Source organism: Pseudooceanicola sp. HF7, from assembly GCF_011806405.1.
In the GTDB taxonomy this organism is placed as follows: Bacteria; Pseudomonadota; Alphaproteobacteria; order Rhodobacterales; family Rhodobacteraceae; genus Pseudooceanicola.
Map to the genome: position 1 here is coordinate 1 of NZ_JAATOW010000036.1, position 22,289 is coordinate 22,289.

Annotated in this window: 27 protein-coding genes; 7 read left to right on the plus strand and 20 right to left on the minus strand. The window is 66.0% G+C overall.

Annotated features, from left to right (window positions below; genetic code table 11):
* Together HCZ97_RS16570 and wrbA are read left to right on the plus strand one after the other, a co-directional pair.
* Nucleotides 1–177: 2OG-Fe(II) oxygenase (locus HCZ97_RS16570; RefSeq protein WP_167690106.1), on the plus strand; the 177-nt coding region annotated here is incomplete at its 5' end.
* Between the two features lie 106 nt (nucleotides 178–283).
* Nucleotides 284–895, plus strand: a complete 612-nt coding sequence (gene wrbA, locus HCZ97_RS16575) for an NAD(P)H:quinone oxidoreductase type IV (protein ID WP_167690108.1) — start codon at nucleotides 284–286, stop codon at nucleotides 893–895.
* 223 nt (nucleotides 896–1,118) lie between these two features.
* Here wrbA and HCZ97_RS16580 read toward each other — a convergent pair whose 3' ends face one another.
* A complete protein-coding gene (locus tag HCZ97_RS16580) occupies nucleotides 1,119–1,826 on the minus strand; it encodes a response regulator (protein WP_167690109.1) in 708 nt (235 codons plus the stop codon).
* Between the two features lie 194 nt (nucleotides 1,827–2,020).
* On the opposite strand from HCZ97_RS16580, the gene mce reads away from it, so the two are divergent.
* Together mce and HCZ97_RS16590 are read left to right on the plus strand one after the other, a co-directional pair.
* Entirely contained in the window at nucleotides 2,021–2,425 is a 405-nt protein-coding gene (mce, locus tag HCZ97_RS16585) for a methylmalonyl-CoA epimerase (RefSeq protein WP_167690111.1), read from the plus strand.
* Nucleotides 2,425–2,721, plus strand: coding sequence for a DUF1467 family protein (locus HCZ97_RS16590; RefSeq protein WP_167690112.1), 297 nt, complete (start codon nucleotides 2,425–2,427; stop codon nucleotides 2,719–2,721). Before mce ends, HCZ97_RS16590 begins: the two co-directional genes overlap by 1 nt.
* Nucleotides 2,722–2,819: 98 nt before the next feature.
* Here the strand turns inward: HCZ97_RS16590 and HCZ97_RS16595 are convergent, their stop codons facing one another.
* The 5 genes from HCZ97_RS16595 to HCZ97_RS16615 form a co-directional block, all read right to left on the minus strand.
* Nucleotides 2,820–3,527 (minus strand): EI24 domain-containing protein, encoded by a 708-nt coding sequence (locus tag HCZ97_RS16595; protein ID WP_167690114.1) that lies wholly within the window; start codon nucleotides 3,525–3,527, stop codon nucleotides 2,820–2,822.
* A 1-nt stretch (nucleotide 3,528) separates the two neighbouring features.
* On the minus strand, nucleotides 3,529–4,107 hold the full coding sequence (locus HCZ97_RS16600; protein WP_167690116.1) for a nitroreductase: 579 nt from the start codon (nucleotides 4,105–4,107) through the stop codon (nucleotides 3,529–3,531).
* Between the two features lie 83 nt (nucleotides 4,108–4,190).
* Nucleotides 4,191–4,727 carry a hypothetical protein gene (locus HCZ97_RS16605; protein WP_217701805.1) on the minus strand — a complete coding sequence of 179 codons (537 nt, stop codon included), beginning with the start codon at nucleotides 4,725–4,727 and terminating at the stop codon, nucleotides 4,191–4,193.
* A 161-nt stretch (nucleotides 4,728–4,888) separates the two neighbouring features.
* Nucleotides 4,889–6,328 (minus strand): DNA recombination protein RmuC, encoded by a 1,440-nt coding sequence (gene rmuC / locus HCZ97_RS16610; RefSeq protein WP_254871579.1) that lies wholly within the window; start codon nucleotides 6,326–6,328, stop codon nucleotides 4,889–4,891.
* Nucleotides 6,329–6,463: 135 nt separating this feature from the next.
* Entirely contained in the window at nucleotides 6,464–7,579 is a 1,116-nt protein-coding gene (locus tag HCZ97_RS16615) for a class II histone deacetylase (RefSeq protein WP_167690121.1), read from the minus strand.
* Between the two features lie 132 nt (nucleotides 7,580–7,711).
* On the opposite strand from HCZ97_RS16615, the gene HCZ97_RS16620 reads away from it, so the two are divergent.
* Nucleotides 7,712–7,975 carry a DUF167 domain-containing protein gene (locus HCZ97_RS16620; protein WP_167690123.1) on the plus strand — a complete coding sequence of 88 codons (264 nt, stop codon included), beginning with the start codon at nucleotides 7,712–7,714 and terminating at the stop codon, nucleotides 7,973–7,975.
* Between the two features lie 70 nt (nucleotides 7,976–8,045).
* Here HCZ97_RS16620 and HCZ97_RS16625 read toward each other — a convergent pair whose 3' ends face one another.
* Entirely contained in the window at nucleotides 8,046–8,288 is a 243-nt protein-coding gene (locus HCZ97_RS16625; RefSeq protein WP_167690124.1) for a hypothetical protein, read from the minus strand.
* 122 nt (nucleotides 8,289–8,410) lie between these two features.
* On the opposite strand from HCZ97_RS16625, the gene HCZ97_RS16630 reads away from it, so the two are divergent.
* Complete coding sequence (locus tag HCZ97_RS16630) at nucleotides 8,411–9,139, plus strand: M48 family metallopeptidase (RefSeq protein WP_254871580.1); 729 nt, start codon at nucleotides 8,411–8,413, stop codon at nucleotides 9,137–9,139.
* 41 nt (nucleotides 9,140–9,180) lie between these two features.
* Here the strand turns inward: HCZ97_RS16630 and HCZ97_RS16635 are convergent, their stop codons facing one another.
* The 7 genes from HCZ97_RS16635 to HCZ97_RS16665 form a co-directional block, all read right to left on the minus strand.
* Nucleotides 9,181–10,077 (minus strand): DMT family transporter, encoded by an 897-nt coding sequence (locus HCZ97_RS16635; RefSeq protein ID WP_167690126.1) that lies wholly within the window; start codon nucleotides 10,075–10,077, stop codon nucleotides 9,181–9,183.
* A complete protein-coding gene (locus HCZ97_RS16640; RefSeq protein WP_167690128.1) occupies nucleotides 10,074–10,895 on the minus strand; it encodes a TIGR00282 family metallophosphoesterase in 822 nt (273 codons plus the stop codon). The genes HCZ97_RS16635 and HCZ97_RS16640 overlap by 4 nt, the downstream gene beginning before the upstream one ends.
* 237 nt (nucleotides 10,896–11,132) lie before the next feature.
* Nucleotides 11,133–11,867 carry an N-acetylmuramoyl-L-alanine amidase gene (locus HCZ97_RS16645; RefSeq protein ID WP_368484388.1) on the minus strand — a complete coding sequence of 245 codons (735 nt, stop codon included), beginning with the start codon at nucleotides 11,865–11,867 and terminating at the stop codon, nucleotides 11,133–11,135.
* Nucleotides 11,864–12,577: a hypothetical protein gene (locus HCZ97_RS16650; RefSeq protein ID WP_254871581.1), complete on the minus strand. Its 714-nt coding sequence runs from the start codon at nucleotides 12,575–12,577 to the stop codon at nucleotides 11,864–11,866. Before HCZ97_RS16650 ends, HCZ97_RS16645 begins: the two co-directional genes overlap by 4 nt.
* An 81-nt stretch (nucleotides 12,578–12,658) precedes the next feature.
* Nucleotides 12,659–14,146 (minus strand): Asp-tRNA(Asn)/Glu-tRNA(Gln) amidotransferase subunit GatA, encoded by a 1,488-nt coding sequence (gene gatA, locus HCZ97_RS16655; RefSeq protein WP_167690130.1) that lies wholly within the window; start codon nucleotides 14,144–14,146, stop codon nucleotides 12,659–12,661.
* Between the two features lie 75 nt (nucleotides 14,147–14,221).
* Nucleotides 14,222–14,509, minus strand: coding sequence for an Asp-tRNA(Asn)/Glu-tRNA(Gln) amidotransferase subunit GatC (gene gatC / locus HCZ97_RS16660; protein WP_167690132.1), 288 nt, complete (start codon nucleotides 14,507–14,509; stop codon nucleotides 14,222–14,224).
* A gap of 44 nt (nucleotides 14,510–14,553) precedes the next feature.
* A complete protein-coding gene (locus tag HCZ97_RS16665; RefSeq protein WP_254871582.1) occupies nucleotides 14,554–15,213 on the minus strand; it encodes a ceramidase domain-containing protein in 660 nt (219 codons plus the stop codon).
* 58 nt (nucleotides 15,214–15,271) lie between these two features.
* On the opposite strand from HCZ97_RS16665, the gene HCZ97_RS16670 reads away from it, so the two are divergent.
* A complete protein-coding gene (locus HCZ97_RS16670) occupies nucleotides 15,272–15,961 on the plus strand; it encodes a metal-dependent hydrolase (RefSeq protein WP_167690136.1) in 690 nt (229 codons plus the stop codon).
* Between the two features lie 250 nt (nucleotides 15,962–16,211).
* Here the strand turns inward: HCZ97_RS16670 and HCZ97_RS16675 are convergent, their stop codons facing one another.
* The 6 genes from HCZ97_RS16675 to HCZ97_RS16700 all read right to left on the minus strand — a co-directional run bounded on the left by HCZ97_RS16675 (nucleotide 16,212) and on the right by HCZ97_RS16700 (nucleotide 21,979).
* Nucleotides 16,212–16,763, minus strand: coding sequence for a hypothetical protein (locus tag HCZ97_RS16675; RefSeq protein ID WP_217701806.1), 552 nt, complete (start codon nucleotides 16,761–16,763; stop codon nucleotides 16,212–16,214).
* Between the two features lie 344 nt (nucleotides 16,764–17,107).
* Nucleotides 17,108–17,539, minus strand: a complete 432-nt coding sequence (locus HCZ97_RS16680; protein WP_167690139.1) for a F0F1 ATP synthase subunit epsilon — start codon at nucleotides 17,537–17,539, stop codon at nucleotides 17,108–17,110.
* Between the two features lie 11 nt (nucleotides 17,540–17,550).
* Nucleotides 17,551–18,966, minus strand: a complete 1,416-nt coding sequence (gene atpD / locus HCZ97_RS16685; protein WP_175581757.1) for a F0F1 ATP synthase subunit beta — start codon at nucleotides 18,964–18,966, stop codon at nucleotides 17,551–17,553.
* Between the two features lie 27 nt (nucleotides 18,967–18,993).
* Nucleotides 18,994–19,863 (minus strand): F0F1 ATP synthase subunit gamma, encoded by an 870-nt coding sequence (locus HCZ97_RS16690; protein WP_167690143.1) that lies wholly within the window; start codon nucleotides 19,861–19,863, stop codon nucleotides 18,994–18,996.
* A gap of 17 nt (nucleotides 19,864–19,880) precedes the next feature.
* A complete protein-coding gene (gene atpA, locus HCZ97_RS16695; protein WP_167690145.1) occupies nucleotides 19,881–21,419 on the minus strand; it encodes a F0F1 ATP synthase subunit alpha in 1,539 nt (512 codons plus the stop codon).
* Entirely contained in the window at nucleotides 21,419–21,979 is a 561-nt protein-coding gene (locus tag HCZ97_RS16700; RefSeq protein ID WP_167690147.1) for a F0F1 ATP synthase subunit delta, read from the minus strand. The genes atpA and HCZ97_RS16700 overlap by 1 nt, the downstream gene beginning before the upstream one ends.
* Nucleotides 21,980–22,289: the final 310 nt, after the last annotated feature.

Genomic DNA, 22,289 nt, shown 5'->3' on the forward strand with positions numbered 1-22,289 from the left:
GGGGCCTACCAGGGAGGGCAGCTTGAGGTCTTGTATGATTCTCATGTCCGCACGGCCCCGCTGGAGCCCGGAACAGCGGTGCTTTTCCCCTCTTTCGCGCTGCATCGGGTGCGCCCCGTTACCGAAGGGGAGCGCATTTCGCTCACTGTCTGGGCGCACGGACCCGCTTTCCGCTAAAATAGGCCGTGCGTTCACGCACAGTCACATTGCGTCTACGCCAGTCGCCACGGGCGCGTGAGCGGACTATCTGGGGGGCAAGCATCCAACACTCAGGAGCAACGTCATGAGCACCCCCAAGATCGCAATCATCTTCTATTCCACCTATGGCACCAACCACGCCGTCGCCGAGGAAGCCGCCCGCGCTGCCCGTGAAGCCGGTGCCGAGGTCCGCCTGCTGCGCGTTCCCGAAACCGCCCCCCGCGCGGTGATCGAAACCCAGGACGCCTGGAAGGCCCAGGACGACAAGGTCCAGGACATCCCCGTCGCCACGCCGGAAGACATGGCCTGGGCCGATGGCTACTTCTTCGCCTTCCCGACCCGTTTCGGCGGTGCGCCGAGCCAGGTGCGCGCCTTCATCGACACGCTGGGCGGCGTCTGGGCCGAAGGCAAGCTGGCCAACAAGACCGTCACCGCCACCACCTCTGCCGGTAACGCCCATGGCGGCATGGAAGGCACGCTGCTGACCTTCTACCCGACCGTGATGCACTGGGGCGCGATCGTCGTGGCACCGGGCTTCACCCATGAATCCGTCGGCGCCGCAGGTGGCAACCCCTACGGTTACTCCGCCGTGGCCGGCCAGTTCGGTGACGAAGGCAAGGCCGCCGTGGCCCACCAGGCCACCCGCCTGGTCGAAGTGACCGCGAAACTCGCCGCTTCCGAGACCGTCGCCGCCTGATCGTCCCCCAGGGGTCCAACTGCCAGCATCCCCTGGCGGACGGAAACGCGATCATCGGCAAGGTAGGCCCCGACAGCTTCGTGCTGACGGGGCCTTTTTGTACCCGGGGGATCACCGGCGCCCCCATCAAAAGAGCCCCGCCAGCAGGGCCGGCGGGGCTTTCGCGTTTCGTGAGTGATGGTCGATTGGTCCCGGCCTGGCAGCAGCCCCTATGTCAGTCCGCTCAGATCGCCACGCGCTCGCGAAGCCGCTCCTGCAGAAGCTCATCCAGGACAGCCAGCGCGGCATGGGTCGGCTGGCCGGCCGCACGGGCCTTTTCAAGCGCTTCGACCGCGCTCAGCAGCGCCTCATCCCCCGCGCAGCGGGCCACGCCGGACAGGAACTGGGTCAGGTAGGCCAGCATCCCCGGATCACCGGTTTCCGGGAGCACCTCTGCCGCATGGGTGATGTCATCGAGATAGGCGATCTGGTCAGGCTCCACCTGGTCCTGGGACAGCGCGCGCGGGCCGCTCAGCCGGTATTCAGGGGGCATATGCGCCAGGATGGTGGACTGGAACCGGGCGATGCTGGTCAGCGGCTTTTCCATGAAACAATCGGCCCCGGCGGCCATGGCGGCCTCCTGCGCGCCGGTATCCCCGGACAGGGCGGCGATCACGCTGACCTTGGGCGCGGCGCGCGCAAGGTCGCGGATCAGTTCCGTGCCATTGCCATCGGGCAGGCCCAGATCAACGATGATGGCAGAGGGCCGGTAGACCTGCAGGTGGCGCCGGGCAGAGCGCAGACAATCCGCCCGCCGGATCCGCGCCCCCGAGCGCAGGCAGAGCAATCGCAATGCCTCGGACGCATAGATCGAATCCTCCACCACAAGCACGGTCATGCCCAGCATGGGGCGGGTGGCGGTGGGGGCGGTCAGTGTTTGAAGCGGTTCCATGGGCCTGTTCCTCCTCGCATGAGGGATTCGCATTCGGCGATGGTTAAAACCTAGGAGAGCGCGGCTAATGCATGGTTAACCCGGCGGGGAGGCCGCGCGCCCTGCCCCCGCCCCGCCCTGCCCCGTTCCGCCGCATGTCGGTTGCGCCCGCCCCATGCTAGGCTCGCTCAGGGAGAGAGAATCGGAGGGTCCCCATGATCGGAAAGCTCAACCACGTCGCCATCGCCGTGCCGGACCTGGAGGCCGCCTCGGCGCAGTATCGCGACACGCTGGGCGCAGAGGTCGGCGCGCCGCAGGATGAGCCGGACCATGGGGTGACGGTGGTCTTCATCACCCTGCCCAACACCAAGATCGAGCTGCTCTACCCGCTGGGCGCGGACAGCCCGATCAAGGGTTTCCTTGAAAAGAACCCCTCTGGCGGCATTCACCATATCTGTTATGAGGTGCCCGATATCCTGGCCGCGCGCGATCAGCTCAAGGCCTCGGGGGCACGGGTGCTGGGCAGTGGAGAGCCGAAGATCGGCGCGCATGGCAAGCCGGTGCTGTTCCTCCACCCCAAGGATTTCAACGGCTGTCTCGTGGAACTGGAGCAAACCTGATGGGCATTACTTCCGCCATCGTCCTTTACGCCGTGATCTGGTGGCTGACGCTGCTTTGCGTGGTGCCGATCAAGCTGCGCACCCAGGCCGACATGGGCAAGGTCACCCCCGGCACCCAGTCCGGCGCGCCGGAGGTGCATAACCTCAAGCCCAAGCTCTGGATCACCACCGGCATCAGCACCGTGCTCTTCGCAATTGCCGCCGGGCTGATCCTGTCGGGCTGGATTTCCGTGCGCGACCTGGACCTGTTCCACCGCATGGGGCCGGACGGCTGTCTCTACAGCTCCACCTGCTGAGCGGCGCGACACGACACCAGAAAAACAGGCCGGAGCGCGATGCCCCGGCCTTTTCTCTGTCCGCCTGACACAGTCAGCTCTTGCCGGACCCCGCGCGCCTAGCGGCCGCGGGCCACGACACCATTGTAGATATGGGTAAAGCTGGCCGCCCCCAGGATCGGGATCATCAGGTTCACGATCGGGATGGACAGCGGGATCGCCATCAGCGTCCCGGCCAGCCAGATCGTGGGCAGGTGGCGACGGCGCAGCGCACGGGCCCCTTCGCGCCCCTCGCGGCGCAGGGCCGCCAGGGTGAAATATTCCCGTCCCAGCAGGAAGCCGTTCATGCTCCAGAAGATCAGCGGCGCGAAGGGCGGGAAGACCAGGTAAAGCACCAGCGCCAGGATGTTGGCCAGGATCAGCACCCCGGTGAAGCCCAGCGCATCGATCACCGTGTCCAGGATCGGCACGCCGGGGACCTCTGGCTGCCAGGGGTAATGCTCGTCCTCCACCGCATCGGCGACCTCTTCCAGGAAGAGCGACGTGACGGCAGAGGCGACCGGCACCATCAGGAAGATGGAGGCCACGGACATCACCAGGAAGCCCCCCGCGCTGGCCAGCTCGCCCAGCCAGCTGACCTGGCCGATCAGCGGCAGGGTTGCGTCATCCCCCACCAGCCAGTTCAATACCCACATCAGCCCGGCCGTCACCGCGATCAGCAGGGCGATGGTCAGCCCGACCCCCAGGAAGAAGACCTTCCGGAAGCGCGGATCGTGGATCTGCCCCAGGGTGCGGACGAAGGAGCGTGCGATCAATCCCACATCCATGTCAGGCAGAGACCCAGCTGGTGATCGCCTCGATATCCGGGCGCGGGCGTTCAGGCGGCACGACCTTTTCGGTGGCGATATGGATGAAACCAGCGATACGTTCGTGATCGGCCAGCCCCAACCCCTCTGTCATGAAGCCCCGGTCATGAGAGGGCCAGCCCGACAGCCAGTTCGCGCCCCAGCCCGCCGCCAGCGCGGCGTTCAGCAGCGACAGGCAGACGGCCCCGGTGGAGTAGGTCTGCTCCAGCGCCGGCACATTGGGGTGCTCTTTCGGGCTTTCGATCACCGCCACGGCCAGGATCCCCTGATCGAACTGCTGGCGCCCCTTGGCCAGGGCCGCCTCGTCCTTGCCCAGGGCCTTGCCGCGCGCCTCTGCCAGATCCGCCAGCCGCGCGAAGGCCGCGCCCTCGATCACCACGAAGCGCCAGGGCTCCAGCTTGCCGTGATCCGGGGTGCGGGCCGCCGCGGTCAGCAGCGGCAGCAGCTCTTCGCGGGTCGGCGCGGGGCCTTGCAGGGTCTTGGCCGGGCGGGACCGGCGCGCCTGCAGGAAGGCAAGCGCCTGGGAATTGGGGTCTGGCATGTGGGTCTCCTCGTCACTCTGACCCGATATCGTGCCTTTGCGACAGGAGTTCAACGGCTTGTGGCCCCGGAACTGCGGCTGGCTCAGCAGGCCGCCGCGACATGCAGCACCGGGTCGCCCTCTGCCCCTTCAGGCTGCAGGGTATCGCGCGCCTGGATGTTAAAGACCGGATCGAAGCCGCGCCACTCGCAGAGGCCGGTTGCCTCAAGCGCCTCTTCGGCCAGCCAGGAGCGTTGGGTGAGGGACAGGGACAGCGGCTGACCGCAAAGCGCGGCCTCATGGGCCGAGGGGGTGCAGGCGGCCAGGTGGCCGTTGGCGGTCAGGTAGGCACTGCCACCCAGCGCCATCTGAAGCGCCTCGACAGAGGTGCCCTGGCGCCCGGCCTCGCGCCGCCAGTCGGCCAGGGTGACGCCGTTTTCCAGCGCTTCGGAGGCCGGGGAGAAGGTGAAGACCAGCGGCGTCAGGCCCGGAGGCACAACGCCGGCCAGCGAAGGCGCCGCCTGCCAGCTTACCAGCACCTCGTCCCCCAGCCAGTCGCCCGCGGGGTCCTGATCCCTGACGCAGCCCGTCGGGACAAGCAGGAGCAGCGGCAGCAGACGCAGCAGCAGGTTTGGTCGCATCGGCATCCAGGCAAGACTCACTCCGGGGAACGGGCGATCCGCCTAGCACGGGAAGAAGGCCTTGCAAACCGGGGACTTACCCCTGTTTTTACGCAAGAGCGCCCCTGCCTGGATGAAGGGGAGGGCCCCTGCGCTGCCCCTGCGCGCGCCCCAAGGGGCCGTCAGGCGAGGTCCTGGTCCTGCTCTTCGTCGGCCTCCAGCTCGGGCAGGTCGCCCTCCACCTGGTCGAAATCGACCGAGATCGACTTGCTGGCCTTGGCGCCCAGGCTTTTCAGTGTGTCGATCTGGGACAGCACGTTGCCACTGCCGCGCGAGAGCTGGCCAAAGGCCTTGTCATAGGATTTCTGCGCCTGGTCCAGCCGGCTGCCGACCTGTTCCATGCTGCCGACGAAGCCGGCGACCTTGTCGTAAAGCCGCCCGGCGCGATCCGCGATGGCTTCGGCGTTCTGGTTGCGCCTCTCCACGGCCCAGACATTGGCCACGGTCTTCAGCGCCATCATCAGCGTAGTCGGCGTGGCGATGGTCACGTTGCGATCCAGCGCATATTCGGTCAGCTGGCCATCCTCGCGCAGGGCCTCGGAAAGCGCGCCCTCGATCGGCACGAAGAGGATCACGTAATCGACGCTGGAATCCTCGGCGTTTTGGTAGTTCTTAGCCGATAGCCCGTCGATATGGCGCTTGAGCGAAATCAGGTGCCGCCGGCGCGCGCTCAGCGCCTCGGCTTCTTCCTCGGCGTTGACCGCATCTGTGTAGGCCACGAGAGAGACCTTGCTGTCGATCACCAGCGTCTTGCCACCGGGGATCTTCACCACCACGTCGGGGCGCAGGCGGCCGCCCTCTTCGCCTGTGCGATGGGCCTGGGTTTCATATTCCGCGCCCTCCCGCAGGCCTGAGCGTTCCAGGATGCTTTCCAGGATCATCTCGCCCCAGGCACCCTGCTTCTGCTGGTCAGAGCGCAGCGCGCGGGTCAGCGCCACGGCCTCCTGGGAAATCGCCTCTGAGCGCTTGGAAAGCTGCATGATCTCCGCCTTCAGCGCCGCGCGGTCGTCGATGGTGGCCTTGTAGACCTCCTTCAGCTCCTTCTCGAAGTGGCCCACGTGTTCCTTCAGCGGGGTCAGCGTGGCCTGCAGGCGCTCCACGTTCACCTTGGAGAACTGCTCTCCCTGGACCTTGAGCGCCTCTGCGGCCAGCTCGCGGAACTTGCCGGTCATCTCTTCGCGCAGGCGGGTCAGCATGGCGATCTTTTCATCCGCGGCCTCGCCCTCGGCATGCATCTCCGCCTTCAGGCGGGTGATGTCATTGCTCAGCCGGTTCCGCTCCTGCCCGCTTTCTTCCAGCTTCTCGCGCAGGGTGACGATATCCCGGCGCAGGGCTTCCAGGTCCGTCTGGCGCTGTCCGGCCAAGGCATCCGAGCGCGCCGCCCGGTCACGTTCGCCCACCAGCTCGCGGTCGCGCTGCTCAAGCGCGTCCTTCAGGCTGGCGACCTCTTGCCTGAGCACCTCGTCACCGCCGCCCGGACGGCGGAACAACACCACCAGCACCAGCAGGATCAGCAGGCCCACGGCCCCCAGCGTCAGCAATGAGAGGTCTAGGTTTTCCATGTCGCATTCACCCTTGGGGACAGTTCCGGCCCGGCGCGGGACCCCCGCCGGTGCAGGCCGCATTCAGCATGATCCGGGGGGGCAAGTCCACGGGGGCACGCGGGATTGTCGGGCCTTTGCGCCCGCGCGCCCTTCCTATAGCGGCAGGGCCAGCTCTTCGGCCATCTCCGCAATCAGCCCGCTGAAGAAGGCCTCTGAGCGGGCATTGGGCTGGCGCTTGGCCACGGTAGCGGCCATGGGATCCTCTACCACCTTGTCAGAGCCGGACAGGACCTCGATCACCCGGTGTCCGCAGAAGGGCACGTAGACCTCCGAATAGCCGCCCTCGTGCACCATCACCAGGCGACCGTCACAGATCCGCTCCGCCAGGGTCTTCACCCGGCGCGTCATCTCGCCAAAGGTCTCCGCCGTGCAGAGCATGGAGGCAATCGGATCGTAGATCCCCGCGTCATAGCCGCAGGCCACCACGATCACATCCGGCGCGAAGGCCTCGATCGCGGGCAGGACGATGCGGTCCATGACCTCAAGATAGGCGGTGTGGCCCGCGCCCGGCGGCAGCGGGATGTTCATGTTGCAGCCCAGCCCGGCGCCGGTGCCCCCGTCGGTGATCTCCCCGGTGTCGAGCGGGTAGTTGTGTTCCTGGTGGACAGAGATCGTCAGCACGTCGTCGCGCCCATAATAGATCGCCTCCGTGCCGTTGCCATGATGCACGTCCCAGTCCAGCACCACGACGCGGCCCGCCTGCCCCCGGGCCTTGGCGGCCTCGATGGCGATGGCGATATTGGCCATCAGGCAGAAGCCGTTGGGCCAGTCCGGCAGGCAGTGATGCCCCGGCGGGCGCGACAGCGCATAGGCGTTCTGCACCTTGCCGCTCATCACGTCCTCGAGCGCGCGGCAGGCCAGCCCGGCCGACAGGGCCGCGATCTCGTATCCGCCGCGGGCGAAGGGGGTACGCAGGCCCAGCTCTCCGCCGCCGGCATCGGACATCTCCTTGAAGGCGGTCAGGTAGCTTTCGGGATGGACGCGCAGCAGGTCCTCCCGGCTGGCTTCCGGGGCAGAGGCCACATGCAGATCCGCCGTGATGCCGGAGACATCCATCAGGTTCTTCAGCCGCCGCTTGGTCTCCGGGCTTTCTGGCAGGCCGCCGGCGGCCATGGGCTGGACGAAGCCTCCGATGGGCATGGTCATGGCGTAATTGCCGCCCGCGTGCCAGAAGCACCGCTCGTCCCAGTAAAATCCCGTCTGCGCCATCTGCCCCTCCTGTCCGGTCGCGGGCAGACTGGCCTGTCACCACCGCGGCTGCAAGCCCTGCGCCCCGCGCGCCCTCCCGGCCTTGCCCTCTGGCAGGCCGCGCCGTACATCCGGGCGCGAAAGGATGCGCCCATGGCCCCCCGGCTGCCCGATCTGTCAGACCTAGCCCGCCCCGGTGCCCAGATCGCGGTGCGCGTGACCCCCGGTGCCTCCCGCGACCGGATCACGCAGGAGGGCGACAGCCTGCGGGTCTATGTCACCGTGCCCCCCGAAGGCGGCAAGGCGAACGAGGCCGTGCGGAAAATCCTGGCGAAAGCGCTTGGCGTGCCCAAGACCAGCCTGACCCTGATCCGGGGCCAGACCGCGCGGGACAAGGTCTTCACGCTGGACGCCTAGGCCTGGCCCTGCCGAAAGCCCCACAGAGGCGCCTGGGGGCGAAGCGCGCCGGGTCTCGGCAGGAACCTGCTCAGCCCGGTTTGGCGCTGCTCAGCATGTAACTGCCCTCCGGCAGGTTCAGCGCCGCCTGAAGATCGCGCAGCTGGGCCAGCGAAAGGGTCACCTTGCGCATTTCATCGGTGCGGGCATCGTACTGCTCCACGGTCACGCATTCCTCGAAGGCGTTGATCACAACGTCCTCCTGAAGCGGCGACGGGCCATCATCCACCAGGGTGACGACGGTGCAGTCGAATTCGTGCTCAATCGTAAACATGTGTACAGGCTAGCCCCTCTCCCCGAGTCGCGACATCTGCTATTTCAGCAATAGCGCGTTTTCCGGCTGTTCCCGCCTGTCTCAGCCATTACTATGGGTGGAAAGGGCAAGGAAGCTACGGAATGAAGGCATCGGCAGTGATCATCCTGACCGCGCTTGCGGGGCTGGCGGGCTGTGCCCCCATGGGGTCGCTGCCACCGGACCCCGAAGGCACGCCATCGCGGTTGAACGCCGCCGCCGCGGCCAAGCAATTCGCCGCCGTGGTCAGCGCCGTGGAACCCGTGGCCGACAGCGTCTGCCAGGCCACCCGCCAGGACGATCACTGCGACTTCCGCATCGCCATCGACGGCCGCCGCCGCCAGCCGCCCAATGCCTTCCAGACCGTGGATGACGAAGGCGACCCGGTGCTGATCTTCACCCTGGCGCTGATCTCTGACATGCGGAACCCCGATGAGCTGGCCTTCGTCATGAGTCACGAGGCCTCTCACCACATCCTGGACCACCTGGCCAAACAGGCCGCCCACGCCGAGGAAGAGGCCCGCGTCTACGCAGAGGTCGCCGCCCGCAACGGCGCTTCGGAGGACGCGATCCGCAAGGCAGGAGAGGTCGGCGCCGCCTTCGGGGCCCACAGCTATTCCCGCCAGTACGAGCTTGAGGCCGATTACCTGGGCACCCGCATCGCCCGCGCGGCCGGGTTCGATCCCCTGAAGGGCGCGCTCTACTTCGACCGGCTGCCCGATCCGTCAGGGGATTTCCTGGGCACCCACCCGCCCAATGCGCAGCGCATGCAGACCGTGCGCGCCTCCATGGGGCTGGCACCCTGCCCGAACGAACTGGACCTGTGCAACTAAGCCGGGGCTGCGGCGCGGGCCGGGCCCGATAGCCCTGCGCCTCAGCCCGCCGCCAGGGCGTCGCGGCGCGGCTGCACCAGGATGATCCCGCCCAGGATCAGCGCCCCGGCAATCCAGAAGCCCGGCGCATAGCTTTCCCCCAGCAGCGCCATGGACCAGGCCAGCCCGAAGGCGGTGACCAGGTAGCCGACCTGCGCGGCAAAGACCGCCCCGCTGCGGGTGATCAGCAGCACGTAGCCCGCATAGGCAAAGGTATTGATCAGCCCGCACAGCAACATGGCGCCCTCGGGCAGGCCGAAGCCCTGCCAGGGGCGGATGAACTGCCCGGTGCCAAGCGCCAGCGGAAGGCTGAACCCCAGCCCCAGCAGGGCCGCGCCGAAGACCGCCTGGAAGGGATCGGCCCCGCCCATGCCCAGCCGGCCCAGCAGGTTGCCCTCCAGCGCGTAAAGCGCCGGGGCGATCAGGGCCACGGGCACGAACATCAGCGCCACCGCGCCGCTCACCGTCGTGCCCCCGGGGCTGAGCAGCACCAGCACCCCGCCGAACCCAAGGCAAAGCCCGGCCAGGCGGCGCAGGCTGAACCGCTCGTTGCCCATCAGCATGGCCAGCGGAAAGGCCATCAGCGGCGCGGTCGAGATCAGGATCGCCAGCAGGCCGGCCGGCAGGAAGACCGCCGCGCGATAGGTCGCAAGGCTGGGCAGGACAGAGCCAAGGGCCGCCACGACAAGATAGGTCCGCAGCGCGCTGCGGGTCAGCGGCAGGCCCCGGCCCCGCGCCGCACAGATCCCGCCAGCCAGCAGGGCACTCATAACAAGCTGCCAGAAAACCAGCCCGAATTGCCCGTGCCCGGTGCTGACGGCGATCTTGATCAGCGGCTGGGTCAGACCCCAGGTCGCCCCGATCAGCAGGATCGCCAGCAGACCCGCGCGGGCGCTCACGCCAGCGGTGCGGGACCTGCCGCGGCCAGCCGCCCGCCCTGGCGCACGGGCTCTACCCGCAGCGCCTTGCCGGTGCGATCATCGGTCTCCACGTAAAGGCCGGACAGGGTCGCCTCGCCCTCGGCGGGGGTGAAGCGTCCCTTGGCCATGCCGGTCACGAAACGGCGCATCGGCTCGGTCTTCTCCATGCCGATGACGCTATTGTAATCGCCCGTCATGCCCGCATCGCTCAGGAAGGCCGTGCCCTTCTGCAGGATCTGCGCATCGCCCGTGGGCACATGGGTATGGGTGCCCACGACCACGCTGGCACGCCCGTCGCAGTAATGGCCCATCGCCATCTTCTCCGAGGTCGCCTCGCAATGCACATCCACCAGCGCCGCCTGCACGAGGCCGCCCGCGGGATATTTCTTCAGCACCGCCTCGACATGGGCAAAGGGATCCTCGAAGGGCCGCTTCATGAAGACCTGGCCCAGCACCTGGGTCACCAGCACCTTCTTGCCGCGCGCATCGAAGACGCCATGACCGCGCCCCGGCGCATCCTTGGCGAAATTGAGCGGCCGGATCACCCGGGGCTCGCTCTCGATGAACTGCATCATGTCGCGCTGGTCAAAGGCGTGATCGCCCAGCGTGATCACATCGGCGCCCGCCGCCAGGATGCCCTTGGCATGATCGCCGGTCAGCCCGGCCCCATGGCTGGCATTCTCGCCATTGACGACAACGAAATCGAGTTTCCAGGCCTCCCGCATGCGCGGCAGGACCTCCGTGATGGCCCGGCGCCCGGCGCGGCCCATGACATCTCCGAGGAACAGAATTTTCATGGCAACGGCCTAAGCCCAAGCCGCGAGGGAGGCAAGCCTCATGACGCCGCGATTTCCCCACCGCGGCAAATCCACCATCCCCCCTCCCGGCAAACCCAACTCCCACGAACGGCCCCGACGGTCCAACAAAGAACCGCCGCCGCCAAACCAGGCGCTCCCCCCCTCTTCTTCTTGCCGAAAAACTCCCGCCGGAGGCAGCCCTCCCCAGGCGCGCAGCCCGCCGGTTTCCGCGCCCGATCAGCCCCGCAGAACCGGATAGCGCCGCGCCAGCGCGCGCGCCACGGCCCGATCCGCCGGGCTCTCCGCCGCCGTCGCCCAGGGGCGAAAACGCATGCGGAAGGCCGCCAGCAGGGCCTCTTCGCTCACGCCCTCCGGATGGCGATAGCCAAACCGCGCAAGGTCGGAAAAGAACGTCCCGTCCTCCCCGGCCCCGTCCTCGCCAGCCACATCACCCGGCTCCGGCCAGACCGAGAGCCCTTGGAGCGCCAGCCGGCGCCAGTCGAACTTCGGCCCTGGATCGACCTTGCGCACCGGCGCCATGTCCGAATGGCCGATCACCCGCTCAGGCGGGATCGACCAGCGCTGCATGATGCCGCCCAGCAGCGCCTCCAGCCGGGCCATCTGCGGCGCGGCAAAGGGGGTATCGCCCGGATTGGCCAGCTCGATCCCGATGGAGCGTGAATTCACGTCCTCGACGTCGCCCCAGGCCCCGGCGCCGGCATGCCAGGCGCGCCGGGCCTCCGGCACCAGCTGCCAGAGCCGGCCATCCTCGGCGATCAGGTAATGACAGGAGACGGGGAAAAGCCCCTCTGGCGGGGACTCGTCGCAGAGCCGCTCAAGCGCTGCCTCGGCGGTGGCCATGGCAGTAAAATGCAGGACGATGATGTCCGGCAGGGCCCCGCCCCGCCGGTCCCCGACATTGGCGGAGGGGCACCAGAGTGCCCCAGCCGCATCCGGGGTCGCGCGGTTCACCCGTTCGCGGCGGCAGCCGCCTTGCGGAAGGGCGCGGGATCCCAGGAACAGGCATAGCCATCCCCATCCGGGTCCAGCGCCTTGGGATCCTTCTGCGGCCCGCCGCTGGCCAGGAACTGCCGCTGCGCCATGTCAGGAGAGGGGAACTTGCTGCAATTGCGCGCATTGCGCGATTCCGTGAACAGCGAGCCCCGCTGGTAGATCTGCACGCCCTTGGGGTTGGTGCTGTTCAGCGCATAGGCCACGATGTTCGGCCCGGTCGCCTCACGCTGCGGCAGGGCGGTCGGCTGCACCTGCTCGTAGCGTGCGCGGTTGGCCGCGATCAGCGCCGCGTCTTCCTCGCGCGAGCGTTGCTCGCCCACGGCCTCAAAGTTGTTTTCCTCGGAGATCCCGATCTCGTTCACGGCCTCGGGCGCCGCGGCGGTGGCGTTCAGCATGGCATCGGTCTGCGATGCCACGGCAGAGCCGTTCCCCGCCCCGGCTGTCGTTCCCATGGCCGAAAGCGGCTGGGAAGAGACCGCCGGCGCTGCCAGCGCAGAGGCGCCCTGCGCCCCGCCCGCCGCGGGGCCAGAGCCGGCCAGGATCATCTCCCGCTCGTGGGCATATTGGCTGGAGGCGGAATAGCTGCCACCGGTCGTTCCGGTGCAGCCTGCCAGGCCCAGAAGGGCCAGGGCGGTCATCATCTTGCGCATCGTCGTCACTCTGCTCATGCCTGTGCCGTCCGGCCTGCCCTGTCACGGCGCCGCCAGAAAGGCCGCGCCGCCGGGCATCCGGCGGTCTGGATTAGCGGCTTACCACCATTTGGAAGGCTTGGAAACAAAGCCTGCGGCCTGCTCAAGCGCATAGGCGGTGTTCAGCAGATCGCCTTCCTCCCAGGGACGGCCGATCAGCTGCAGGCCCAGCGGCAGACCCTGCGCGTTCATCCCCGTGGGCAGGGCGATGCCCGGTAGGCCGGCCAGGTTGACCGTCACGGTGAAGACATCGTTCAGGTACATGGCGACCGGGTCCGCCTCGGTCATCTCGCCCAGACCGAAGGCAGCCGAGGGCGTCGCCGGCGTCAGGATCGCATCGACCCCTGCCGCGAAGACATCGTCGAAGTCCTTCTTGATCAGGGCCCGGACGCGCCGCGCGCGGTTGTAATAGGCATCGTAGAAGCCCGCGCTCAGCACGTAGGTGCCGACCATGACGCGGCGCTGCACCTCGTGGCCGAAGCCCTCGGCCCGGGTCTTTTCGTACATCTCGGTGATGCCGTCGCCCTGAGCCAGCTTGGCGCGGTGGCCGTAGCGGACGCCGTCATAGCGCGCCAGGTTGGAAGAGGCCTCGGCCGGGGCAATCACGTAATAGGCGGGCAGCGCGTATTTCGTATGCGGAAGAGAGATATCGCGGATCTCGGCGCCCGCGGCCTTCAGCATCGCCTTGCCCTCGTCCCAGAGCTTCTGGATCTCCTCGGGCATGCCCTCCATCTGGTACTCTTTCGGAATACCGATGACCTTGCCCTTGATGTCGCCGGTCAGCATGGCCTCGAAATCGGGCACGGCGATATCCATGCTGGTGGAATCCTTGGGATCATAGGAGCACATGGCCTCCAGCATGATCGCCGCATCGCGCACGTCCTTGGTCATCGGGCCCGCCTGGTCCAGGCTGGAGGCGAAGGCCACGATGCCCCAGCGGGAGCAGCGCCCGTAGGTCGGCTTGATGCCCGTGATGCCGGTAAAGGCGGCCGGCTGGCGGATGGAGCCGCCGGTATCCGTGCCCGTCGCCGCAAGGCAGAGATCCGCAGAAACCGCAGAGGCAGAGCCCCCGGAAGAGCCCCCGGGCGTCAGTGCCGTCTCGTCATTGCCGCGCCGCCAGGGGTTCACCGCATTGCCGTAGCAGGAGGTCTCGTTCGAGCTGCCCATGGCGAACTCGTCCATGTTCAGCTTGCCCAGCATGACCGCACCCGCGTCGAACAGGTTCTGCGTCACGGTGCTTTCGTATTCCGGCTTGAAGCCGCCGAGGATGTTGGAAGCCGCCTGGCTGGGCACGCCCTTGGTGCAGAACAGGTCCTTGATCCCCAGCGGGATGCCGCACATGGCGGGTGCATCCCCGGCCTTGATACGCTCATCGGCGGCGGCTGCCTGAGCGCGCGCGATCTCGGAGGTGTCGTGGACAAAGGCGTTCAGCTGGCCCGCGCCCTCGATGGCGGTCAGGCAGGCCTCTGTCAGCTCGGCAGAGGTCACGTCGCCCTTGCGCAGGGCATCGCGTGCCTCGGCGATTTTCAGGGTGTTCAGATCGGTCATTTCAGTGCCTTTCGGATGGCAGGTCGGCGCAGGTCCCACCGCATGCGGCGCGGACCCCGGAAGCGGTCGGAGCGGTTACTCGACGACCTTGGGCACAGCGAAGAAGCCTTCGCGGGCATCGGGCGCATTGGCCAGGATCTTGTCCTGCTGGTCGCCTTCCGTGACCACGTCCTCGCGCCGCTTCAGGCGCTGCGGCGTGACGCTGGTCATGGGCTCCACGCCCTCCACGTCGACCTCGTTCAGCTGTTCGATGAACCCGAGGATCGTGTTGAACTCTTCCGCCAGGGCGGGAAGCTGATCTTCCTCGACCTTGATGCGGGCCAGTTTCGCCACCTTGGCGGCAGTTGCGGTGTCGATCGACATCGGAGCCTCTTTCTGCTGGAACGGGCGCTTTGATCGGCACGGGTTTAGCGCCCGCGCGCCCCGCCCGCAAGCATGTGGCGCAGGTAGGTGACGATCATCCAGCCCAGCAGCACGGCATTGAGCAGATGCCACAGGAAATGGGTGCCGATGCCAACGGTCGCCGCACAAAGGGGCGCGTCCAGTGACCGGAAGCTGAGCGACAGCAGCAGCAGCCCCGCCCCGATCGCCAGGCCGCGCGCTGTGGCGGGCGCGCGGCGCGCCAGCGCAAGGGCATAGCCCGCGATCAGCACCGGCACGATCATGTAGCCCGCGCTGACCCCGTAAAGCGGCAGCCGCGCGAAAAGCGGCGTGGTCAGGGCGGCCAGCGGGAAGAAGGCCAGCACCGCCAGCCCGGCGACCAGCGGGCGCTGCCCCAGCATGTCGCGGGTGGCCGCGAAGATGTAGATCAGGATGAAGACCAGGATCGGCAGCGTATCCGCCGCCCCTGCCCAGGCCGTGGCAAAGGTATGGAACAGCCCCGACCCCACCCCGATCGCCGCCAGCGTCACGCAAAGCGCCCGCGCCAGCGGCACGCCCCGCGCCCTGTGCCACAGCAGGGCCGCCACCAGCACGAAGGCCAGGTTGGTCACCGCGTTCAGCGGCTCCGCCCAAAGCCCCGACCCCAGCCGTTCGCAATAGGCATCTATCTGTCGGCTCAGCTCCAAGGGGTTTAACCCGTCCGTCCCGATGCTACGTTGCCCCCCAGACATAGGAGGTTTCCCCATGAAAATCATCTGGCTTGGCCATGGTTCTTTCCGTTTCGAAATCGGCGGCGAGGTGCTGCTGGTGGACCCGTTCCTCTCCGGCAACCCGGTCTTTCCCGAAGACCGCCGGGCAGAGGCGCTCTCTGGCGTGACCGCGATCTTCATCAGCCATGGTCATGACGACCACACCGCCGACGCGCTCGCCATCGCCGAAGAAACCGGCGCCAAGATCTACTGCATCGCCGATCTGGCCGGCTTCTGGGGCAAGTCCGGCGTGGACTGCGTAGGCTTCAACAAGGGCGGCACCGTGAAGGTGGGCGATGTCTCCGTCACCATGGTGAACGCCACCCACAGTTCCTCGATCTCCACCGATCACGGCCCGGCCTACGTGGGCGCCGAATCGGGCTTCATGATCGAGGGCGAAGGCCATTCGATCTATTTCTCCGGCGACACGGACGTGATGGCGGACATGAAGATCTTCAACGACCTGCACAAGCCGGACATCGGCATCCTCTCTGCAGGGGGCTTTTACACGATGGACATGAAGCGGGCGGCCTATGCGGCCAAGACCTTCTTCGATTTCAAGACGGTGATCCCGATGCATTACCGCACCTTCCCCGCGCTGGAGCAGAACGCCGACCTGCTGAAGGCAGAGCTGCCCGGCGTGACCGTGATCGAGCCCGACGTGCTTGAGCCGATCGAGCTCTAGCCAACGTCGCCCCGGGCGGCGGGGGGCACGGGGGGGATCTGCCCCCCGGCGTCCCCCCTCTGCAGCCTGGTGAAGGCCCCCTGAAGGCGCCGCGCCCGCCGTCAGAGGCGGCGTTTCCGGGTATAGATTAGCTGGCCGCGCCGCCTCGCGCCCGCAAGAGCAGCCCCCAAGAACAGATCCTGTCTGCCTACTGTGCGGAGCGATCCGACAACAGGCCGCTGCCGATCACCTCTTCCAGTTCTCGGGACGCTCAGTCCGACTTCGGCTGCCGGCTCTGCCGGAGCTGATTGTGAAGATAGCTTTCGGCCGCCCTGCGTTCCCTGCGGGAGCGCATCTGGTGCGTGGATACGCTGTCCGGAACAAGCTCCTTTGCCGTGTCGCCTCCATGAAGGGTAAAGCAGCGCCTGGCCCCGACGGAAAGATCCTCCGCCCCATAGGCGCCGATGACGACAATCTCGAGGCCGTCGAAGCGGCTTTCGATCCCGTCCGTCTCTCGCTGGTTTCGCCTCGCGCAGCGCGCCATCAGTTCGGAGAACCGGCCGATGTCCATGAACTCTCCGGACATCAGAGGCCCCTGAGAGGTCCCTTCGCGCACGGATTTGACGTCTTTGACTTCCGAGGAATCCCTGTCGGTGATATCGGCCTCGATCCGCCCCTCGTCATCGGAAAGGACCCCGATGACAGTCAGGATGTAAAGCGGCTCCGCCCCCATGTTGGAGATCAGGCAGCGGCTTTCGATCCCGCGACCCGCGCCCCGATTGATAAGGATCTTCGTGCGCCTCTGGCGTGTGTAGGACCCCAACAGGATCTGGAAATATGCAATCCATACAAGCAGGGTCCCCACGCTGAGCAAGACGCTCAGGCCCGCACTGTACTCATTGATCCAATTCCACATCGTTCGCCCCGCTCCTTTGGTCACCAGCCTGGACTGTAGGGTGAATGCGCTCCGCGGCGAGGGCGCGTAACCCGCCGTGATGTAGTGCATTCGGCGGTGGGGTGATCTGCGATGGACAGGCCCGCCGCGCCACCCGCGCACAGCGCCCCTTCCCGGGACCCCCGGCCTCTGCCACCTGCTCCCCCTCCTCCGAAACGCAAAAGGCCCCGCCGAACCGGCGGGGCCTTCGCTGTTTCAAAGTGATCTTGCGATCACTCGATGTAGTTGGCGTGATCGGGGTCGAGACCGATATGGGAGCCCATGGCGACCATGTCGGACATCAGCTTGGCCGTATGGGCCACCGCGTTGTCGTCGGTGGCGTCCTTCCAGGCCTTGCGTGCCTCGGCAACCCAGTCGTTCAGGATCTCCTGGGTCATTTCCTTCTGGTGAAGGGCCTTCTCTGCCAGGATGGTGACACCCTCGGCAGAGATTTCGGCAAAGCCGCCGGTCACGACGTAATCATCCTCGCCATCGGGCCCGCCCGAGATGTGCAGGACGCCGGGGCGCAGGGTGGTCATCATCGGCGCATGACCAGGCATCGCCGTGAGGTTCCCTTCGGTTCCCGGGATCTGCACGGATTCCACCTTACCGGAGACTAGGCTCCGTTCGGGGGAAACCAGGCTGAATTCCATCGTGTTTGCCATGGATCAGATCCTTACGCCGCTTCCGCGGCCAGCTTCTCGGCCTTGGCGATCACTTCATCGATGCCGCCGACCATGTAGAAGGCGGATTCGGGGAAGTGGTCGTATTCGCCGGCCACAACGGCCTTGAACGACTTGATGGTGTCTTCCAGCGGAACCTGCACACCGTCAGAGCCGGTGAACACTTTCGCGACGTCGAAGGGCTGGCTGAGGAAACGCTGGATCTTCCGCGCGCGGGAGACGGTCAGCTTGTCCTCTTCGGACAGTTCGTCCATCCCGAGGATGGCGATGATGTCCTGCAGCGACTTGTAGCGTTGCAGGATCCCCTGCACGTCACGGGCCACCTGGTAGTGCTCTTCACCGATGATCTGCGGATCCATCAGGCGCGAGGAGCTGTCGAGCGGGTCAACCGCCGGGTAGATCCCCAGTTCGGAGATCGCACGGTTAAGGTTGGTGGTCGCGTCGAGGTGGGCAAAGGTCGTCGCGGGCGCGGGGTCGGTAAGGTCATCCGCGGGAACGTAGACGGCCTGGATCGAGGTGATCGACCCTGCCTTGGTGGAGGTGATCCGTTCCTGCATCTGGCCCATGTCGGTGGCCAGCGTCGGCTGGTAGCCCACGGCCGAAGGGATACGACCCAGAAGTGCGGACACCTCGGAACCGGCCTGCGTGAAGCGGAAGATGTTGTCCACGAAGAACAGAACGTCGGTCCCGGACTGGTCGCGGAACTGCTCGGCCAGGGTCAGGCCGGTCAGTGCCACACGGGCACGTGCCCCCGGAGGCTCGTTCATCTGACCGTAGACCAGGGCCACCTGCGACTCGGACAGGTTGTCCGGCTTGATGACGTTGGATTCGATCATCTCGTGGTAAAGGTCGTTGCCTTCACGGGTCCGCTCACCAACACCGGCGAACACGGAGAAGCCCGAGTGCACCTTTGCGATGTTGTTGATCAGTTCCATGATCAGAACGGTCTTGCCCACGCCGGCGCCGCCGAACAGGCCGATCTTGCCGCCCTTGGCGTAGGGGGCCAGCAGGTCGATGACCTTGATGCCGGTGACCAGCACTTCGGATTCGGTCGATTGCTCGATGAATTCCGGAGCGGGCTGGTGGATGGAGCGATGCTCATCCGCGTTCACGGGGCCCTTTTCGTCAACCGGCTCGCCGATGACGTTCAGGATCCGGCCCAGGGTCGCGTTGCCGACCGGCACCATGATGGGGCCTTCGGTGTCGGTGACTTCCTGGCCGCGGACCAGACCTTCGGTCGCGTCCATGGCGATCGTGCGGACGGTGTTTTCGCCCAGGTGCTGCGCAACTTCCAGAACCAGCTTGTTGCCGTTGTTGTCGGTGGTCAGTGCGTTCAGGATGGCCGGCAGATGGCCGTCGAACTGCACGTCCACAACGGCGCCGATGACCTGGGTCACTTTGCCTTTCATAGTCATGTCGTTGTCTCCGGTTCCGTTTTAGAGCGCCTCGGCGCCCGAAATGATTTCGATCAGCTCGTTGGTGATGACCGCCTGACGTGTCCGGTTGTACTCGATGGACAGCTTGTCGATCATATCGCCAGCATTGCGGGTTGCGTTGTCCATTGCGGACATCCGCGCGCCCTGTTCCGAGGCGGCATTTTCAAGCAGGGCCGCGAAGATCTGCGTCGCGACACCGCGCGGCAACAGGTCTTCAAGGATCTCGGCCTCGCCGGGCTCATAGTCGTAATCCGCGGCGGCATCCCCGGAGTCCTCGAACACGGCAGGGATCACCTGCTGTGCCGTCGGCCTCTGGGTTACCACGTTCTCGAACTCCGCGTAGAAGATCGTGGCCACGTCAAAGTCACCCGCATCGTAGGAGGCAAGCAGCTTGGCCGCGACGGCCTGGGCATTTGCATAGCCCATCTGCTTCACCTCGGAGTGGTCGACGTGATCGACGAAGAGATCGCCGTGGGTACGCTTGAGCTGCTCGCGGCCCTTCTTGCCGACGGTGAGGATCTTCACCGTCTTGCCTTCGGCCTTGAGCTTTTCAATGTGGGTCCGCGCCAGCTTCACGATGTTCGTGTTGAAGCCGCCGCAGAGGCCGCGTTCCGCGGTCATGACGACGAGCATGTGCACGTCGTCCTTCCCGGTTCCCGCCAGCAGTTTCGGCGCCGTATCGGACCCGCCCACCGAGGCAGCGAGCTGGCCGAGGACCGCTTCGAAACGTTCCGCGTAAGGGCGGGCGTTCTCGGCGGCCTCCTGCGCGCGGCGAAGTTTCGCCGCGGCAACCATCTGCATGGCCTTGGTGATCTTGCGGGTCGATTTGACCGACGCGATCCTGTTTTTTAGGTCCTTCAGAGAAGGCATTGCTTACCCCCCTAGGCTCAGGCGAAGTCTGCTGCGAATTCGTCCAGCACTGCCTTCAGCTTGTCCGCGGGCTCGCCCTTGATCTTGGGGTCCTCGTCGGTGATCCACTGCAGGACCTCCGGCTTCTTGGACCGCATGAAGGACAGCAGCTCCGTTTCGAAACGACCGACTTCGGAAACCGGGACCTTGTCCAGGTAGCCGTTGGTGCCGGCGAAGATGACGCAGACGATTTCCGCATTGGTCAGCGGGCTGTACTGCGGCTGCTTCATCAGCTCGGTCAGACGGGCACCACGGTTCAGCAGACGCTGGGTTGCGGCATCAAGGTCGGAACCGAACTGGGCAAAGGCCGCCATCTCGCGGTACTGGGCCAGCGACAGTTTCACCGGACCGGCAACCGAGGACATCGCCTTGGTCTGGGCCGACGAACCCACGCGGGACACCGACAGACCGGTGTTCACGGCCGGGCGGATACCCTGGTAGAACAGTTCCGTTTCCAGGAAGATCTGGCCGTCGGTGATGGAGATCACGTTGGTCGGAATGAACGCGGAAACGTCGCCGCCCTGGGTTTCGATGATCGGCAGCGCCGTCAGCGAACCGGCACCGAAATCTTCGTTCAGCTTGGCCGAACGTTCCAGCAGGCGGGAGTGAAGGTAGAAAACGTCACCCGGGTAGGCTTCACGCCCCGGCGGACGACGCAGCAGCAGGGACATCTGGCGATAGGCCACGGCCTGCTTGGAAAGGTCATCGTAGATGATCAGCGCGTGCTTGCCGTTGTCACGGAAGTACTCGGCCATCGCGGTGGCGGTGTAGGGCGCCAGGTACTGCATCGGCGCGGGGTCCGAAGCGGTTGCGGCCACGACCATCGTGTATTCGATGGCGCCGGTCTCTTCCAGCTTCTTGACCAGCTGGGCAACGGTGGACCGCTTCTGGCCGACTGCAACGTAGATGCAGTACAGCTTCTTGCTGTCGTCGTCGCCAGCGGCGTCGTTGTAGGACTTCTGGTTCAGGATCGCGTCCAGGGCCACGGCGGTCTTGCCGGTCTGACGGTCACCAATGATCAGTTCCCGCTGGCCACGGCCGATCGGGATCATGGCGTCCACGGACTTCAGGCCGGTGGCCATCGGCTCGTGCACGGATTTCCGCGGGATGATGCCCGGCGCCTTCACGTCGGCGACGCGACGCTCGGTGCCTTCGATCGGGCCCTTGCCGTCGAGCGGGTTCCCCAGGCCATCCATGACGCGGCCCAGCAGGGCTTCGCCCGCGGGAACGTCCACGATGGAGTTGGTACGCTGGACGGTGTCGCCTTCCTTGATGTCACGGTCGGAGCCGAAGATCACGACGCCGACGTTGTCGGCTTCGAGGTTCAGCGCCATACCCATGATACCGCCCGGGAATTCGACCATCTCGCCGGCCTGGACGTTGTCGAGGCCGTGGACACGGGCAATACCGTCACCGACGGACAGCACCCGGCCGACCTCGGCCACCTTGGCTTCCTGGCCAAAGTTCTTGATCTGCTCCTTGAGGATAGCAGAGATTTCGGCAGCTTGGACTCCCATTATCCGACCTCTTTCATGACATTCTGGAGTGCGTTCAGTTTCGAGCGGATCGAGGTATCGACCATGCGCGAACCCACTTTGACGACAAGACCACCGATGAGGGATTCATCGACGGTCGTTTGGAGTTTAACCTGCTTGCCGATCGTCTCGGCCAGCATGGCGGAAAGTTTTTCCGATTGTTCTTTGGTCAGCGGCTCTGCGCTGGTGACCTCTGCGGTCACTTCACCCTTGTGCTCTGCGAGCAGCTCTTCGAGACGTTTGACCAGCTGAGGCAGGGCGAAAAGACGGCGCTTCTGCGCCATCAGGCCCAGCGTGCTGCTCAGCGCGGCCGTCAGGCCCAGCTTTGCAGCCACGGCGGCAATGGCGTTGCCCTGCTCCGTGCGGCTGATCAGAGGAGAGGAAATGACCTCCCGCAGGTCTTCGCTGGCGTCCAGCGCAGCGGAGAGCTCGTTAACGCTCGTTTCGAGGTCGCTCAGCTCGCCGTTCTCATTCGAAATCTCGAAAACGGCCGAGGCATAGCGCGAGGCGATGCCATAGGAAATCGAAGCTGGTTCGGACACGTCCACCCTTCCGATATCTGGCCCCACCCCGTTCATTTGTATCGGCGCAGGGGGTTTGCTGCCTTGGCGCTGCCAAAGCATCGAAATCGGCGTTGGTCTAGCAGAGCCCTGCCCCCCCATCAACCCGCTTGAAGGGGTTATCGCATTCAGGGCCGGGGCCGGTTTTCCAGCGTTTTCAGTGACTAACGCGCTTTACCCCGATTGGCCACCCGTGCCCAGACAGGCAAAGCGTCAGATATTGTTCACCTTTTTGCGATTTGGTCGCCCAACAACAAATCTGCATTTTCAAGGATTCTCTAGTAAGGATTTT